Source organism: Pseudomonas sp. P5_109, assembly GCF_034009455.1.
Classification (GTDB): Bacteria; Pseudomonadota; Gammaproteobacteria; order Pseudomonadales; family Pseudomonadaceae; genus Aquipseudomonas.
Genome location: NZ_CP125380.1, coordinates 1,651,998 through 1,667,317, shown reverse-complemented (window position 1 = coordinate 1,667,317; position 15,320 = coordinate 1,651,998). Strand labels below are relative to the sequence as shown.

The following is a 15,320-nucleotide window of genomic DNA, read 5'->3' as shown; positions in this document are numbered from 1 at the left end:
GGGGCGAAAAATCCTGTTGTCGATTATTAACCAGAAGGCCAGAAAATGCCGCCTGCCAGAGACCTCTACTTCTCTGCTAGCGCCATCCTGGCCCCCTGTACGGCCAGGGCATCAACTAAGTTCGATGCGATCGGCATGAATGACAATCTGGCCATTCTTGTACAACGCACCGATAGCCTTCTTGAAGTTGCCCTTGCTGACACCAAACAGGCTGCTGATCAGCGCCGGATCGCTCTTGTCGCTCACCGCCAGGCTGCCGTTGTTTTCACGCAACTTGGCGAGGATCTTCGAGTTCAGGCTGGTGGCCGCTTCCTGACCAACCGGTTGCAGGCTCAGGCTGATCTTGCCGTCGGCGCGAACTTCCTTGATGAAGCCCTTCTCCTCTTTACCGGCGCGCATGAACTTGAAGATTTCGTTCTTGTGGATCAGGCCCCAATGCTTGTTGTTGATGATGGCCTTGAAGCCCATGTCCGTGGCTTCGGCCACCAGCAAATCCACTTCCTGGCCCGCGGTGTAGTTGGCCGGGGTCTTGTCCAGATAGCGATCCAGACGCGCGGTCGCCGTGATGCGACGGGTGTGTTTGTCGAGATAGACGTGCACCACCACATACTCGCCCGCCGTCATCTGGCGCTTCTCTTCGGAGAACGGCAGCAACAGGTCTTTCGGCAAACCCCAGTCCAGGAATACGCCGATGCTGTTGACTTCAACAACTTTCAAACTGGCGAATTCACCGACTTGAACTTTCGGTTTTTCGGTAGTTGCGATGAGTTTGTCATCGCTGTCCAGATAAATAAAAACGTTGAGCCAGTCTTCATCTTCGCTAGGAATATCTTTTGGAATATAACGATTAGGCAGAAGGATTTCGCCATCCGCGCCACCGTCCAGATATAAACCGAAGTTAGTGTGTTTAACCACTTGCAAACTGTTGTAACGCCCGACTAAAGCCATGTCCAATACCCTCATTGCGTGGGCGGCATTCTACCCGGTTTTAAGCGCCGCGTTTGGCACCCGGCCCGGTGGCGCGCGAAAATCCTCTGAAGGCCTTACTTTTCCGGGGTTTTCAACGCCCGTCTGGCCGCTCGTCAGACCGATCCGGGCATTTACGCCATACCCAGGCAAGCGTAACGCGGTATTTTTCCAGGCAATGTTCTTAGTTAAAACAGCGGCTTAGACGCCTATTTCGAATATTGGCCTATGCCTGATTACCCCACCCTCAAGAATATGCCGAGGGGATATTTGCCAAGCAATTATCAGGTAATTCCTGTACGATGCCTGGCCAAGTTAATTTTCTACAGGTTAATGGCCGCCATGCGCGTAAAAGCATCCACCAGCAAAGCAAAGCCAGCTCCAGCCGTCGAAACCAGCGAATCTATCAACAGCCAGATCGCAGCGTTCCTCAAGTCCGGCGGTGAAATCCAGCAAATTGCCAAAGGCGTCAGCGGCCAGACGTTCGGCCCGTCCAAGCAGATCACCCTGGGCAAAAAGTAACCCCCTCGCGTCACCTGGTCCCAAAGCGCTTTGAGCTTCGAAGCGCTTGGACTGGAACCCTCGTATCTTCCCGCTACTCTTTCAAATCCTGTGAAAATCGACGAACGGCCTTCGCTGCCAATCATTCGCCGGTATCCTTGCACGCGTCTGGATCAAGCGTTCCAGCGGGCCTGCCAGCCTGCCCTCGCTGTTCATGGAGTGACGCATGTTCAAACCTTCCTGCTTATCGGCCTTGCTCGGCAGCCTGTTGGCCTGCTCTGTAGCACACGCCCAGATCTTCCAGCGCGAACTGGGGGACTTCGACCTCAAGCTCGGCACCACCCCCACCCGCAGCATGGCCCAAGGGCTGGTTAAACCTTCGGCTGTCGGCTCGTTCCACGGTGGCCTGGACCTGAGCCACGACAGCGGTTTCTACGTGGGCCAATGGTCGCCCAGCATGGGTATCAGCCCGGGGAAAAACCTCGAGATCGATTCCTACATGGGTTTTAAACAGCCTTTCGACCAAAGCCTCGGCTACGAAGTGGGCCTGATCCGCTACAGCTACCCCGAAGTGACGACCCCCGACAGCCAGGAACTGTTCGGCGGCCTGACCTTGCTCGGCAGCCGTTTCGGCATCGCCTTCAGCAATGACCCGGACAAACAGAACAACACCCTGTTCGCCGATTTGAGCGGCAATCAACCGTTCGGTGTCGGCATCAGCCTGAAATACACCAGCCATCAATTCAACACACCGGTGGCGGTGGATGGCGGATATGTAGGCAGTTTTACCGATTGGTCGCTGAAATTGTCCCGTCCGTTCATGGGCATCGACCTCGACCTGATCTACAGTGACTCCAGCCTGAGCGGCAGCGGTTGCTCGGCCTATGCCGGGCACAACAGCCAATGCGACGGACTGGTGACGCTCAAGGCCGAACACGCGTTTTATTGATCGGCTGAACTGCCGGGCTCCTCCTGGGTTCACATGTAAATCAGACCCCGAAGACTGGTTTTCGCAAGGATTCGCCCATGTCCCGCTGGTTCAAACATATCGTCATTGTGCTGAGCGTTTCCCTCGCCCTCGGCGCGTGCAGCCGCATGGGCCTGGCTTATCGCAACCTCGACGTGATTATCCCGTGGACACTCAGCGACTACCTGGACATGAACGGCGAGCAAAAAAGCTGGCTGGACGAGCGCCTGAAGGAACACCTGAGTTGGCACTGCACCACCCAATTGCCCGGCTACCTCGAGTGGCTGGACCGTCTGCAAACCATGATCGCCACCAATCAGGTCAGCGATGCCGCCTTGCAGGCCCGCGCCCACGAAGCGGAACAGGCGATCGCCGAGACCGCGCGGGAAATCACCCCTTCAGCCATCGAATTGCTGCAAGGGCTGGATGACAAACAAGTCGCCGATATGAATGAAGCCTTTGCCAAGGACCAGCGCAAACGCCAGGAGGTATACCTCAAGCCCTCCCTCGACCAGCAGGTCAAGGAGCGTGGCGATCGCATGGAAAAGCGCCTGAACGACTGGCTCGGCCCCCTGAGCACCACCCAACGACAACGGGTAACCACATGGTCCGGCGCCTTGGGCGATCAGAACACCCAGTGGATTGCCAACCGTGCCCATTGGCAGAAGCAGTTCAGCGCAGCCGTTGCGCAACGCCAAAGTCCACAATTCCCACAACGAATCGAGACACTTCTGGTCAATCGCGAAAGCTTGTGGACGCCTGCCTATCGTCAAGCCTTCGCCAACACCGAAGCCCAGGCGCGTTCACTGTTCGTGGACCTGATGGCTGAAAGCACGCCGAACCAGCGCGAACGATTGCTGAAGAAAATCGAAGGTGTAAGGAAGGACTTCAGTGACTTGAAGTGCCTGAAAGCGGCAAAACAAGGCTAAGGACAACGCAGAACCAATGTGGGACCGGGCTTGCTCGCGAAGAGGGCGTGTCAGTCAATGAAGAGGTTGTCTGACACACCGCATTCGCGAGCAAGCCCGCTCCCACAGGGTGAATCAATGCGTCAGGCAATCTGCGCCTTCGACGCCACATGATCGAACGTCTTCTCATCCAGCGCATCCTCCTGCTCGTCCAGTACCTGCCGCGGGTGATCATTACCGGGAATACTGCTGTCGATCAGGCTCAACAAACGCGAACCCCGCGCCGTCAAAATGTAATTGGCGCCCGTGCCACCTTCGTCCTCCGGTCTCGGCTCGATATAGCCACGCTGCAGCAATAACTTCTCGTACTCGCCAGCCAGCGTTTTCAGGTGATCAAGGTTTTCAATCGACTCGCCTTCCGCGGCCTTCTGCGCGGCATGCTGTTCGGCGTAAGGCCGCGGCGTGAAACTGTGGCCCGCGCTGTTTTGCGCCTCATGCAACAAGCGCTCAATCAAGTCCCAGTTGTAAGTCGTCATCCTGATTCAACCTCCGGTGCCCGTTTGATTGATGCCCGTGCAATTGAACGGGCCTTACAGGTTGTGACCGGCACTCCCGGCAGCCGTTCAGCCGGGCTTTTTGCTGACGACCGACCGGCGGCATGTCGAAATCCATGCAAGCCAAACGACTAGGCTCTGTAAGTCACCTCCCCGCCCCACGCAGGAGAAAACAACATGAACATTGAGAACCATCCCGTCGTATCGCGGGAAGAATGGCTCGCCGCCCGCAAACAGCACCTGGCCCGCGAGAAAGCCTTCACCAAGGAAAGAGACAAACTAAGCGCCGAACGCCGCGCCTTGCCCTGGGTGAAAATCGACAAGGACTACCACTTCCAGGGGGCCAACGGCGAACTGAAACTGGCGGACCTGTTTGGCGGGCGCAGCCAGTTGATCATCTACCATTTCATGTTCGCCGAGGGCTGGGACGAGGGCTGCCCCGGTTGCTCGTACCTCAGCGATCACATCGACGGCGCCAACCAGCACCTGGCCCACCACGACGTGGCCGTGGTAGCGGTTTCCCACGCACCGCTCGCCGAATTCCAGGCCTTCAAACGGCGCATGGGCTGGAAGTTCGACTGGGTGTCGTCAGCAGGGTGCGATTTCAACTACGACTTTGGCGTCACCGCCCGGGCCGAAGACGTCGCCGCCGGAAAGGCTACGTACAACTACGAAAAAACCGACGGCTCCGAGGAAGAGCTCCCCGGTCTCAGTGTGTTTTATCGCAATGACGCGGGAGAAATTTTCCATACCTACTCCACCTATGCCCGTGGCCTGGACATGCTGGTCGGCGCCTACAACTACCTCGACCTGACGCCCAAGGGCCGCAACGAAGACGAAATCATGGAGTGGGTGCGGCATCACGATCGTTATGAGGAACAGGCCAAGTCCAACTGCTGCCATGGAGGCCAGCCTTGAGACCGAGTCGCTGACTTCGCGGGCACGTTTGCTAAAAATGGATCTGAGCCGTTCAAAAATCCAGGCTGCCCGCGAAGAGGCTCAATCTGCCCGGAAGTCGCCAAGTCGCCAAAATCACAGGACCAGCCAAGGCAACTCCAGGCGACTGCTGCTATATATGTATACATCTGATACAGCGGCCTGGAATATGGCGACTACCCTGGTTAGAGAGTATTAGATGTAGGATTACTCCGAAAAAAATACTGGAATAATTGCTTTATATTTGTATAGCCGTATGTTACAGATACAACCGACTCAGGAAATAAAGTGATACTTTCCGCGCCAGTAAAAATTCTAATCATCAGAATTTAATTAACCACTTGGTGAATATGTGTCGCAACAACAGAGAAACAATAGTGTCACGGATGAAAGCTATTGGGATGGTGTGTGGTCACCTGCGCAATCCTCGCTTTCGCTCCTGAGTCATTCAGACTTTTATTACGGCAAAAATGGTCTTTTCACCAAACTGATACATGGCAGACTTGGGTCGATCGAGGGAACTCGCGTCCTGGAGATGGGTGGTGGAGGCGAAAACAAACGCCTCCTGGCCATGAACAAATGGTTGGGCGCAGACGTCACGGCACTCGATTTCTCGGATGAGGGCCTGAAGGTCGTCAAGGAGTTGTTTGAGGTCCATCAATGCTCAGGAAATTTCATCCATGGCGATATCTGTAACTGGGTTTCTGACCAGCAATATGACACGGTCGTGCACTGGGGCGTACTGGAGCACTTCATTGACCCAAAACCCATACTTGAAAAATCATTCTCTGCGTTGAAACATAATGGCACTTTGCTTTTTTCCATGCCCAACATGGAAGCTGTTGGTGCCCATCTGTGGAAAAGCTGGTGCCCTGACAACTGGTCAAAACACGTTTTACACTCCAAAGAGCTGATCGAACAGACATTGGGCGATATCGGGTTCTCAAAGATCGAAAGCTTTCACTATGGCGTTCCATTCTTGAAAGGCGCGGAGTGGGAGATCGCTTCCGTGGCGCAACGCCCCATCGATTTACTACAGAAAATCTGTAGTGGTTCAGCACGACTTATTCCGTTTTTTCATAAATACGGAAACAAACATATCTCGATGGAAAGAGGATTCATCGCAGTAAAATAGCCGACGCTTGAATAAACTCCAGCCATTTACCTATTGTTACTTTGCCCCTGCACAAAGATGGGGTCTGTCTGTTTTTGTGCAAGGGTTAATCATCTCGACAGCTCTACCTGCCGCCACCCGAGTGAACTTTTATCTGCCGTAACCCCTCAACCGGATAGCTTTCCTTACCGGAACAGAGGCATCTTATGAATACGCTACTCAAGCTCACTGTCGCCGCCACCCTCATCTTTGCCCTGCCCGCCTGGGCCTGTACGCCCGAAGAGGCCACCGCCAAACGCGAACAACTGGCACAGCAAGTGGCCAGGCTCACCGAGCAGAACCCGACCAAGGCCAAGGAGATCAACGACGAATTGCAGAAGATGGATCTGGGCACCGCCGCCAAGGACCTGCCGGACAAGTGCCAGCTGATTGATCAGCGCTTGAAGGAGCTGCAGTCGGCCGAGAAAAAAACCGAAGGCTGATAAACGCCAGGCACAAAAAAACCGGACACTGTCCGGTTTTTTCGTGGGCCTTTTACAACGACTTACTCAGCCGCTGGCGCTTCCGGCTTGCGGCGCTTGAGCGGGGCCATGCCGTCCTTGCTGACCAGCGAATCGCTCTTCGGCCGGTTGGCGCTCTTGCGCTTGGTCGGGGTCTTGGCGGCGGTTTTCTTCTTGTCGCCCTTGGTGTCGGTCTTTTTCTTCTTCACACCGACCGCTTTACCCGAGGCCTTGACCTTTTTCGGTCCGCCGTAAGTGCCTTTGACTTCCTTGATGGTACGGCGTTCGAAGCTCTGCTTGAGGTAGCGCTCGATGCTCGACATCAGGTTCCAGTCGCCGTGGCAGATCAGCGAGATGGCCAGGCCATCGTTGCCGGCGCGGCCGGTACGACCGATGCGGTGCACGTATTCGTCGCCGCTGCGTGGCATATCGAAGTTGATCACCAGGTCCAGGCCGTCGACATCCAGGCCGCGAGCGGCGACGTCGGTGGCCACGAGGATTTTCACGCCGCCCTGCTTCAGGCGGTCGATCGCCAGTTTGCGATCCTTCTGGTCTTTCTCGCCGTGCAGCACGAACGCCTTGTATTCCTGCGCCACCAGGCGACCGTAGATACGGTCGGCCATGGCCCGGGTGTTGGTGAAGACGATAGCCTTCTGGTAGGTCTCGTTGGCCAGCAGCCAGTTGACGATCTGTTCTTTGTGCTGGTTGTGGTCAGCGGTGATGATTTGCTGACGGGTAGTGTCGTTCAGCTGGCTGACCGCGTTGAGCTGCAAATGCTCAGGGTTGTTCAGGACCTTGGCGATCATCTCGCGCAGGCCAGAACCGCCGGTGGTGGCGGAGAACAGCATGGTCTGCTGACGGTTGGTGCACTCGTCCACCAGGCGCTGCACGTCTTCGGCAAAGCCCATGTCGAGCATGCGGTCGGCTTCGTCGAGCACCAGTACTTCGACTTCCTTGAGGTCGAGGTTGCCGGCGTTCAACTGCTCGATCATCCGGCCCGGCGTACCGATCAGGATGTCCGGCACCTTGCGCAGCATGGCAGCCTGGACCTTGAAGTCTTCACCGCCGGTGATCAGGCCGGACTTGATGAACGTGAACTGCGCGAAGCGCTCGACTTCCTTGATGGTCTGCTGAGCCAGCTCGCGGGTCGGCAGCAGGATCAGGGTCTTGATGCTGACGCGGATTTTCGCCGGGCCGATCAGACGGTTAAGGATTGGCAAGACGAATGCAGCGGTTTTGCCGCTACCGGTTTGCGCCGTCACCCGCAGGTCACGCCCCTGGAGCGCCAGCGGGATGGCCGCGGCTTGCACAGGCGTTGGCTCGACAAATTTCAGCTCGGCCACGGCTTTGAGCAGGCGTTCGTGCAGGGCGAATTGGGAAAACACGGGTGCTACCTCGAAGAAATGCAAAAAAACAGCTGCATAGGGTAACGGTTTCGAGCGCTCAGGCCGAGTTTCTTTATGCAAATGGCGGTAAACAGTTGGTTTTTTGTTGCCTGTTTTTTCCATAAACGCAATACAAAGCGTCTTAAATGCTCTAATCGCCTCTCGCGCCCTACAGAAGAATCGTTTTTAACCATGGATATCAAACAGCTCTGGACCAACGTCCTCGATCTTTGGGGTGCCCTCGATCAGCACCCGCTCGTGCACTCCAGCCTGTCGCTGTTGCTGCTGTTGGCGATTGCGCTGTTCCTCGGACGGGTGGCGCGTTACCTCATATTGCATGCAACCAAAATGCTCGGCCGCCAACCGGCCTTGCACTGGGTCAATGATTTCCTGCAGAACAAAGTGTTCCACCGCCTGGCGCAGATCACGCCGTCGCTGGTGATCCAGTTTGGTCTCAATCTGGTACCGGACCTGAGCAAAACCAGCCTGAACTTCCTCGGCAACGTCGCGCTGTCCTTCACCTTCCTGTTTCTGCTGCTGGCGGTCAGCGCCCTGCTCAACGCCCTGCTGGACATCTACGCCCGCACCGAGCACGCCCGCACCCGCTCGATCAAAGGCTATGTGCAACTGGCGAAAATGGTCTTGTATGTGTTTGGCGCGATCATCATCGTCGCCACCCTGATTGACCGCTCGCCGCTGTTGCTGCTGTCGGGGCTGGGTGCCATGTCGGCGGTCATCCTGTTGGTCTACAAGGACACGCTGCTGTCGTTCGTCGCCAGCGTGCAATTGACCAGCAACGACATGCTGCGGGTCGGCGACTGGATCGAGATGCCCCAGGTGGGCGCCGACGGCGATGTAGTGGACATCACCTTGCACACGGTCAAGGTGCAGAACTTTGACAAGACCATCGTCTCGATCCCGACCTGGCGCCTGATGTCCGAGTCGTTCAAGAACTGGCGCGGCATGCAGGCTTCCGGTGGGCGCCGGATCAAGCGCAGCCTGTTCATCGACGCCAGCGGCGTACGCTTTCTGCGAGACGAAGAAGAACAGAAGCTGTCCCAGGTGCACCTGCTTACCGACTACATGAGCCGCAAACAGGCCGAACTCAAGGCCTGGAACGAAGCCCAGGGCAACGTCGCGGCCATGTCGGCCAACCGCCGCCGGATGACCAATATCGGCACGTTCCGCGCCTATGCGCTGGCCTACCTGAAGAGTCATCCGGGGATCCAGCCGAACATGACCTGCATGGTCCGCCAGATGCAGACCACGGCCCAGGGCATTCCACTGGAGATCTACTGTTTTACCCGCACCACGGCGTGGGCCGATTACGAGCGGATCCAGGGGGATATTTTCGACTACCTGCTGGCGGTGCTGCCGGAGTTTGGGTTGAGTCTTTATCAGCAGCCGAGTGGTACGGATTTGCGTGCGGGGATATTGCCGGCGGTACTGGGCGCGAGCCACCTTCCCGAAGCCGAAAAGCGCAGGATGTAACACCAAAAAACAAATGTGGGAGCGGGCTTGCTCGCGAATGCGGTGGGTCATTCAACTTTGATGTCGACTGACTCTCCGTTTTCGCGAGCAAGCCCGCTCCCACATGAACCGTATCGTTACTGATGTATTTGCGGGTTACTTGACCTGCCGCTGCGGGGCCTTGTGCACCATGGTATAGGCGTAATCCACGCCCATGCCGTACGCGCCACTGTGTTCCAGCACCAGCTCCATCACCGCCTCGTAAGTGTCCTTGTGCGCCCAGTCGCGCTGGTATTCGAGCAGCACTTGTTGCCAGGTCACCGGCACCGCACCGGCCTGAATCATCCGTTGTACCGACATGTCGTGGGCTTCCTTGCTGGTGCCGCCGGAAGCGTCGGTGACGATGTACACCTCGTAGCCCTCGGCCAGGGCTTCCAGCGCCGGGAACGTCAGGCAGACCTCGGTCCACAGTGCGGCAATGACCAGCTTTTTGCGGCCGGTGGCTATGACGGCATCGACCAGCGCCTTGTCTTCCCAGGAGTTCATCGAGGTGCGCTCGATCGGCTTTTGCTCCGGGTGTACTGCCAGCAACTCAGGCCAGATGTAGCCGCTGAAACTTTCGCTTTCGACCGAGGTGTAGATGGTCGGCACGTTGAAGATCTTGGCAGCCTTGGCCAAGCCCACGGTGTTGTTTTTCAGGGTCTGGCGATCGATCGACTGCACGCCGAAAGCCATTTGCGGCTGGTGGTCGATCAGGATCAGGGCGGAGTTGGTTGGGTTGAGCAGTTCACGAATAGACATGGCGCGTTCCTTTTGATGTCGATACTTCGAATGGGTCAGGGGTTAGTCGACGATGCCTTCACCGGCGTTGTTGTCGGCTTGGATGTCACTTTAGGGGCTAGCGATAAAAGGGACAATTACCTAAAATCGAGAATCATTGATTCTATAAAAGGGACAATCATGGACCGCATTGAATGCATGCGCGCCTTCGTCGTCACGGTCGGCGAAAACGGCTTTGCGGCGGCTGCCCGGGCCATGGACGTGCCGCGCTCGAAAGTCAGCAAACAGATTCAGGCGCTGGAAGACGCCATCGGCGTGCAATTGCTGCAACGCACCACCCGCAGCCTGCACCTGACTGAAGCCGGGGCCGAGTATTTCGAGGCGGCGCGTGAAGTGTTGGCAACCCTCGATGAGGCCGAACAACGCGCCCGAGACGGCATCGGCGAGTTGCGCGGGGTGTTGCGGGTCAATGCGCCGATGTCGTTCGGGCTACGGCGACTGGGACCGTTGATTCCGCTGTTTTACGAGCAGCACCCGAACATCGAGCTGCAACTGGTGCTCAGCGACCAGCAGGTCGACCCGGTGCGCGGCGGCTTTGACGTGACCATTCGTATCGCCAGCCTGCCGGACTCGACCATGATCGCCCGGCAACTGGCACCCGCGCCGCGCATCATGGTGGCGTCCCCTGCCTATCTCGAACGCGCGGGCGTTCCGCAGACGCCGCAGGATCTGCGCGCCCATCAATGCCTGAACTACGGGTATCTGCAGAGCGGTGTCAGCCTGCAACTGTGCAATGGCCAGGAAACCCAGCGAGTGAACGTCACCGGCCCACTGCACGCCAACAACGGCGACCTGCTCGCCCAGGCCGCCGAAGCCGGCATGGGTATCGCCTTGCTGCCCGACTTCATCGTCGAGGATGCGCTGGCGGCCGGGCGACTGGTGCCGGTGCTGTGCGAATGGCAGGCCCCGGCGATCACCATCAACGCGGTGTATTCATCAGCACGGCGGGTGCCGCAGAAGACTCGCGTGTTTATCGAGTTTCTGGTGGGGCAACTGGCGCCGAAGTGATTTTCGGAGATCACGCAATCCCTTGTGCACGGGGAATGGCGTTGATCTGATCACAACTGATCAAGAACCCACTTTTGAACTGCCGCTGTATCATTTATATCGCCATTAAAAACAAATTGCGGATCATAACTTTTATTATTTCCTCGCGTTCGGCCTCTCCATACCTTTAACGGCAACCAGAACTCGGCGCCACTCGGCAGTGTTTGAGCGCCTATATCAATATAAAGCGTATCGGCGCTCGTTGGTAAACCCAAATGGACAACCCCTGGAACAGCAAGAACGACGTCCGCAAAGTCGAGACAGGCACTCGCGCAAAATGAATCAGTAACCAGCGCAAGCTTACCTTTAAAACCTTGGGCATTGACTCCTCTCGAGCCCTCTTGCTCGACCAAGGAAGTATTGGGCTGACGCAACCAGTCTTTCTTTTCGTGAAGTGCGAGTTCCATCGACCTGGTCAAACTAAAAACAAATTTATAAGCCTCACTATTTCTCCCATAGTCGCCTTCCATGGTAGCGACAGCTTTATTGAGCGTTGAGAGTGCAAAAGGAGAAACTCGCCACATCGCATACGCACGAGATGGCACATCCAGGCTTTTTACCAATTTCGAGCCTAACAGAGCAGAAAGTATTTCAGCCCCCACTAAACTGTTACCACCGCGATTGCCTCGTGTATCAAGCACAACCCACTTGGCGTCATTGATACTCTTGATGGACTCGAGCATTACATCGAGGGCCGCATTCTCGGCTGCTGATGGCATGAAGTCTGATACATGTATCCAATATCGACCGTCCCCCAAATCGTGGAGAGCCTGGACCGGTTGAGGCTGGCGCAGGAAAGCTTCCAATTGCCCGCGATCTTCTTGCCATAATAAAGTAAAGCTTTGTCTTGCTCCATTTGGGAGTTCAACCAAACAGCTTTTTGACAAGACTCTCGCCAGCACAGGATAGTTGGCATCATCGACAGTTAACTGCTTAGCCAAATGCAACCAGGTCGACTTCAGATTAAGCCTACGATCAATATAAGGGGATATTTCGCTCTCTAGTATCTCGCGGACTGACTTGCTATCACACGACAGAACCTTGGAATCAATCGGCGGCAATGGTATAGGCCAACTTTTAGCGACCTGTTTTACAATGAAACTCTGACCTCGCATATCCAAAATGAAACCTGCCCAGGAAGATTTGCCTTTATCAGGTTGATTCATCCCTACGTGTCCATCCTTGAAGCCCGCAATGTAAAAATTAAGCATGGCTTGCGAGTCTTTCCTTGAGCTGACGCGTTTGGACAACTGACTTGCTTGCAAATAACCCCGCTCAACCCACTCTATAAAAGACTCATTATCACTCTCTATAGCGCCTGGATGAGAAGTAATTATCAGTTGCCGGATGACAGAAAGGTCATTGACAGTTAGATCCCTCCAATGTTTTGTATTCGCCTCATCAGCCAACACCAAAGGCGGTAAAACAACAAGCATAAAAAGTGTTAAGCATAAACGTCTCAAGAGAAACACATCAGCATTACAAGTCATTTAAACACCAAAAAAACCAGACAGATGATGGTCACATAGATGTCATCTGATTATTGCGCACCAATACGCCAACGCTCGCTGCTAGCCAATACCAGCCAAGCAACCCCACAGGCAGAGCATCTGCTTGTCAGGCCATCCGCTGTAGCTGCGATCTTTTGACTTTTAAAATCAAAAGATCGCAGTCTGCGCCAGCTCCTACACAGATCTCGTGACGGGACTGATGCCCAACCGACTGATCCACACTGCCAGAAAAATCACCGAACCGCCGAGCAACAAGCGCCCCAGTTCCTCATGCTGGTTCCAGATCAGCAAATTGATCAGCAACCCCACCGGCACATGCAGGTTATTCATCGCCGCCAGGGTCCCGCCGCTGACCATGCACGCACCTTTGTTCCACCAGTAGAGCCCCAATGCGGTCGAGACCAGGCCGAGGAATAGCAATACGCCCCATTGCAGCGGTGCTTCGGGCAGGAAGTTCTGTTTGCCGAACAGCAGGAACGCCGGCAATACCACGGCCAGGGCGCCGAGGTAGAAGTAGCCGAAACGTCGGAAATGCGGCAGGTCGCTCGGGTGGCGGGCGACCAGGTGTTTATAGAGCACCTGCCCGGCGGCGAAGGTGAAGTTGGCCAGTTGTAGCAACAGGAAACCCATGAAGAAGTCCGGGTTGATCCGGTCAAAACGAATCACCGCAGCGCCCGCCACCGCCACCAGCGCCGCCACCAGGGCCCAGGGATTGAAGCGACGATTGAGCGCGTCTTCGATCAGGGTCACGTGCAACGGCGTGAGGATGGTGAATAGCAGCACTTCCGGCACCGTCAGTACGCGGAAGCTCAGGTACAGGCAGACGTAAGTCACGCCGAACTGCAACGCGCCGATCAGCAGCATGCCGCGCATGAACGCCGGTTCCACCGAGCGCCAGCGGGTCAGTGGAATGAACACCAGCCCGGCCAACAGCACACGCACCAGCACCGCGAAATAACTGTCGACGTGACCGGCCAGGTATTCGCCGATCAAACTGAAGGAAAACGCCTGGATCAGCGTGACAAAAAGTAGATAGCCCATGCTCGCCTCATTTCGAATGGCGGCGACGATAGCGGGTTTTGCCTTGTACCGCGATCCCTGAAAGCTGTCGGAAAGGGCGCTATAACCTGTGGGAGCGGGCTTGCTCGCGAAGAGGGAGTGTCAGTCGACATAAATGTTGGATGACATACCGCTTTCGCGAGCAAGCCCGCTCCCACAGGGTTCTTGGGTGATGGCAGAATCGCAGGCAAAAAAAAGCCCGATCTCGCTAAAGCGTTCAATCGGGCCAGAGCACTCAGGAGCAACAAGTGCGAAGGGAGGTTCGATGCGCGTACAGGCTTGAAGGGTGTGCGCCAGGTCACTAGACCATCCAGCGATTATCTGGCGATTAACGGCTCAGGCCACTTGCGAAAGCTTGGCGTTCGCCTGGTTCAGGCCTTTCTCCTGGAAATCACCGCCCAGGTTCATGCCTTCGGCGTGGATGAACGTCACGTCGTGGATACCGATGAAGCCCATGACCTGACGCAGGTACGGTTCCTGGTGATCGGCGGTGCTGCCGGCATAGATGCCGCCGCGGGCCGTCAGCACATAGGCGCGCTTGCCGCTGAGCAGGCCTTGCGGACCGGTTTCGGTGTACTTGAAGGTGACGCCGGCACGCAGCACATGGTCGAGCCAGGCTTTCAGGGTGCTGGGGATCGCAAAGTTGTACATCGGCGCGGCCATGACCAGTACATCGGCGGCGAGCAATTCGTCGGTCAACTGGTTGGAGCGTTCCAGCGACGCCTGTTCGATGTCGCTGCGCTGCTCGGCGGGTTTCATCCAGCCACCCAGCAGGTTGATGTCCAGGTGCGGCACCGGTTTGACAGCCAGGTCCCGAACGGTGATCTGGTCATTCGGGTGAGCGGCTTTCCACTGACTGATAAACGTCTGGGTCAGTTGACGGGAAACCGAGTCTTGCTGGCGGGCACTGCTTTCGATGATCAGAACGCGGGACATGGGATGTAGCCTCCATCTGAGAATGCTGTAAGTCGATGGAGTGAAGGTTAAACAGAGTCATATCGATGAAAAAGCGCAAATAACTGCTATAACCCATCAATAAATTCGTTTATAAGCAAACCATGCCCCTGTGGGAGTGGGACCTGTGGCGAGGGGGCTTGCCCCCGTTTAAGTGCGCAGCACTCACAAGATCTTCGGTGCACCAGAGGTTTTGGGGCTGCTTCGCAGCCCAACGGGGGCAAGCCCCCTCACCACAAGCCCGCTCCCACAGGGGATCGAGGTTATTTCGGGGTGCAGGTCAGCTCGATGCGCAATTTGATGATGTTGCGGCTGAATTTGGCGGTGGCGTTTTTGTGTTTTCCGGCCGGCACATCGATCTTGCGGGTGCGGGGTGCTTCCGGGCCATTGCTGAAAACCGCCTTGCAGCTCGCATCGACGTCGCCGTAGTTGGCGACCCTGATGGAGCCGATATCGCTATCGGTGTCGAAGGTTTCGTAGTCGATCTTCATTCCGTTGAGGTTCTTCTGCACATCAATCGGATAAGCAAAAGCCGTCAGCGGCAGCAGCGCCAGCAGCACACAACAGAATTTTTTCATTCAGCAGCCTCCAGTAAGGGCTGCCAGCTT

At 56.2% G+C, this 15,320-nt stretch carries 16 protein-coding genes; 8 read left to right on the top strand and 8 right to left on the bottom strand.

What is annotated here, in order from left to right:
* Window positions 1-111 precede the first annotated feature (111 nt).
* Window positions 112-948, bottom strand: a complete 837-nt coding sequence (locus QMK54_RS07415; protein ID WP_095944601.1) for a S1 RNA-binding domain-containing protein — start codon at window positions 946-948, stop codon at window positions 112-114.
* Window positions 949-1,299: 351 nt separating this feature from the next.
* On the opposite strand from QMK54_RS07415, the gene QMK54_RS07410 reads away from it, so the two are divergent.
* From QMK54_RS07410 to QMK54_RS07400, 3 genes are all read left to right on the top strand, one after another.
* The gene (locus QMK54_RS07410) at window positions 1,300-1,488 is read left to right on the top strand and encodes a hypothetical protein (RefSeq protein WP_015096330.1); all 189 of its coding nucleotides are present in this window, start codon (window positions 1,300-1,302) and stop codon (window positions 1,486-1,488) included.
* A 205-nt stretch (window positions 1,489-1,693) separates the two neighbouring features.
* Window positions 1,694-2,416 carry a TorF family putative porin gene (locus tag QMK54_RS07405; protein ID WP_110661255.1) on the top strand — a complete coding sequence of 241 codons (723 nt, stop codon included), beginning with the start codon at window positions 1,694-1,696 and terminating at the stop codon, window positions 2,414-2,416.
* Window positions 2,417-2,493: 77 nt separating this feature from the next.
* The gene (locus tag QMK54_RS07400) at window positions 2,494-3,363 is read left to right on the top strand and encodes a DUF6279 family lipoprotein (RefSeq protein WP_110661254.1); all 870 of its coding nucleotides are present in this window, start codon (window positions 2,494-2,496) and stop codon (window positions 3,361-3,363) included.
* A 122-nt stretch (window positions 3,364-3,485) separates the two neighbouring features.
* On the opposite strand, the gene QMK54_RS07395 is transcribed toward QMK54_RS07400, so the two are convergent.
* The gene (locus tag QMK54_RS07395) at window positions 3,486-3,878 is read right to left on the bottom strand and encodes a transcriptional regulator (protein WP_110663267.1); all 393 of its coding nucleotides are present in this window, start codon (window positions 3,876-3,878) and stop codon (window positions 3,486-3,488) included.
* A 195-nt stretch (window positions 3,879-4,073) separates the two neighbouring features.
* Here QMK54_RS07395 and QMK54_RS07390 point away from each other — a divergent pair, with 195 nt between their 5' ends.
* The 3 genes from QMK54_RS07390 (at window position 4,074) to QMK54_RS07380 (ending at window position 6,428) form a co-directional block, all read left to right on the top strand.
* Complete coding sequence (locus QMK54_RS07390) at window positions 4,074-4,814, top strand: DUF899 domain-containing protein (RefSeq protein WP_223591341.1); 741 nt, start codon at window positions 4,074-4,076, stop codon at window positions 4,812-4,814.
* Window positions 4,815-5,184: 370 nt separating this feature from the next.
* Entirely contained in the window at window positions 5,185-5,967 is a 783-nt protein-coding gene (locus QMK54_RS07385) for a class I SAM-dependent methyltransferase (RefSeq protein ID WP_223591343.1), read from the top strand.
* 185 nt (window positions 5,968-6,152) lie between these two features.
* A complete protein-coding gene (locus tag QMK54_RS07380; protein ID WP_110660316.1) occupies window positions 6,153-6,428 on the top strand; it encodes a hypothetical protein in 276 nt (91 codons plus the stop codon).
* Window positions 6,429-6,490: 62 nt separating this feature from the next.
* Here QMK54_RS07380 and QMK54_RS07375 read toward each other — a convergent pair whose 3' ends face one another.
* On the bottom strand, window positions 6,491-7,831 hold the full coding sequence (locus QMK54_RS07375; RefSeq protein ID WP_110660317.1) for a DEAD/DEAH box helicase: 1,341 nt from the start codon (window positions 7,829-7,831) through the stop codon (window positions 6,491-6,493).
* A gap of 192 nt (window positions 7,832-8,023) precedes the next feature.
* On the opposite strand from QMK54_RS07375, the gene QMK54_RS07370 reads away from it, so the two are divergent.
* Window positions 8,024-9,322 (top strand): mechanosensitive ion channel family protein, encoded by a 1,299-nt coding sequence (locus QMK54_RS07370; RefSeq protein WP_320402276.1) that lies wholly within the window; start codon window positions 8,024-8,026, stop codon window positions 9,320-9,322.
* Between the two features lie 135 nt (window positions 9,323-9,457).
* On the opposite strand, the gene QMK54_RS07365 is transcribed toward QMK54_RS07370, so the two are convergent.
* Entirely contained in the window at window positions 9,458-10,102 is a 645-nt protein-coding gene (locus QMK54_RS07365) for a hydrolase (RefSeq protein WP_320402275.1), read from the bottom strand.
* 159 nt (window positions 10,103-10,261) lie between these two features.
* On the opposite strand from QMK54_RS07365, the gene QMK54_RS07360 reads away from it, so the two are divergent.
* On the top strand, window positions 10,262-11,149 hold the full coding sequence (locus QMK54_RS07360; RefSeq protein ID WP_320402274.1) for a LysR family transcriptional regulator: 888 nt from the start codon (window positions 10,262-10,264) through the stop codon (window positions 11,147-11,149).
* Window positions 11,150-11,199: 50 nt separating this feature from the next.
* On the opposite strand, the gene QMK54_RS07355 is transcribed toward QMK54_RS07360, so the two are convergent.
* The 4 genes from QMK54_RS07355 to QMK54_RS07340 all read right to left on the bottom strand — a co-directional run bounded on the left by QMK54_RS07355 (window position 11,200) and on the right by QMK54_RS07340 (window position 15,290).
* A complete protein-coding gene (locus tag QMK54_RS07355; protein WP_320402273.1) occupies window positions 11,200-12,678 on the bottom strand; it encodes a S41 family peptidase in 1,479 nt (492 codons plus the stop codon).
* Between the two features lie 195 nt (window positions 12,679-12,873).
* A complete protein-coding gene (locus tag QMK54_RS07350; protein ID WP_320402272.1) occupies window positions 12,874-13,740 on the bottom strand; it encodes a carboxylate/amino acid/amine transporter in 867 nt (288 codons plus the stop codon).
* Window positions 13,741-14,094: 354 nt separating this feature from the next.
* Entirely contained in the window at window positions 14,095-14,694 is a 600-nt protein-coding gene (locus QMK54_RS07345; RefSeq protein WP_046043697.1) for an FMN-dependent NADH-azoreductase, read from the bottom strand.
* Between the two features lie 281 nt (window positions 14,695-14,975).
* Window positions 14,976-15,290, bottom strand: a complete 315-nt coding sequence (locus QMK54_RS07340; RefSeq protein WP_103394632.1) for a 3-phosphoglycerate kinase — start codon at window positions 15,288-15,290, stop codon at window positions 14,976-14,978.
* Between the last annotated feature and the right edge of the window lie 30 nt (window positions 15,291-15,320).

Bases quoted from the DNA above. Each gene is read 5' to 3' on its own strand.
- QMK54_RS07390 (WP_223591341.1), top strand. From the start codon at position 4,074: ATGAACATTGAGAACCATCCCGTCGTATCGCGGGAAGAATGGCTCGCC.
- QMK54_RS07360 (WP_320402274.1), top strand. From the start codon at position 10,262: ATGGACCGCATTGAATGCATGCGCGCCTTCGTCGTCACGGTCGGCGAA.
- QMK54_RS07340 (WP_103394632.1), bottom strand. From the start codon at position 15,290: ATGAAAAAATTCTGTTGTGTGCTGCTGGCGCTGCTGCCGCTGACGGCT.
- QMK54_RS07365 (WP_320402275.1), bottom strand. From the start codon at position 10,102: ATGTCTATTCGTGAACTGCTCAACCCAACCAACTCCGCCCTGATCCTG.
- QMK54_RS07345 (WP_046043697.1), bottom strand. From the start codon at position 14,694: ATGTCCCGCGTTCTGATCATCGAAAGCAGTGCCCGCCAGCAAGACTCG.
- QMK54_RS07415 (WP_095944601.1), bottom strand. From the start codon at position 948: ATGGCTTTAGTCGGGCGTTACAACAGTTTGCAAGTGGTTAAACACACT.
- QMK54_RS07355 (WP_320402273.1), bottom strand. From the start codon at position 12,678: ATGACTTGTAATGCTGATGTGTTTCTCTTGAGACGTTTATGCTTAACA.
- QMK54_RS07370 (WP_320402276.1), top strand. From the start codon at position 8,024: ATGGATATCAAACAGCTCTGGACCAACGTCCTCGATCTTTGGGGTGCC.
- QMK54_RS07400 (WP_110661254.1), top strand. From the start codon at position 2,494: ATGTCCCGCTGGTTCAAACATATCGTCATTGTGCTGAGCGTTTCCCTC.
- QMK54_RS07395 (WP_110663267.1), bottom strand. From the start codon at position 3,878: ATGACGACTTACAACTGGGACTTGATTGAGCGCTTGTTGCATGAGGCG.
- QMK54_RS07380 (WP_110660316.1), top strand. From the start codon at position 6,153: ATGAATACGCTACTCAAGCTCACTGTCGCCGCCACCCTCATCTTTGCC.
- QMK54_RS07350 (WP_320402272.1), bottom strand. From the start codon at position 13,740: ATGGGCTATCTACTTTTTGTCACGCTGATCCAGGCGTTTTCCTTCAGT.
- QMK54_RS07410 (WP_015096330.1), top strand. From the start codon at position 1,300: ATGGCCGCCATGCGCGTAAAAGCATCCACCAGCAAAGCAAAGCCAGCT.
- QMK54_RS07405 (WP_110661255.1), top strand. From the start codon at position 1,694: ATGTTCAAACCTTCCTGCTTATCGGCCTTGCTCGGCAGCCTGTTGGCC.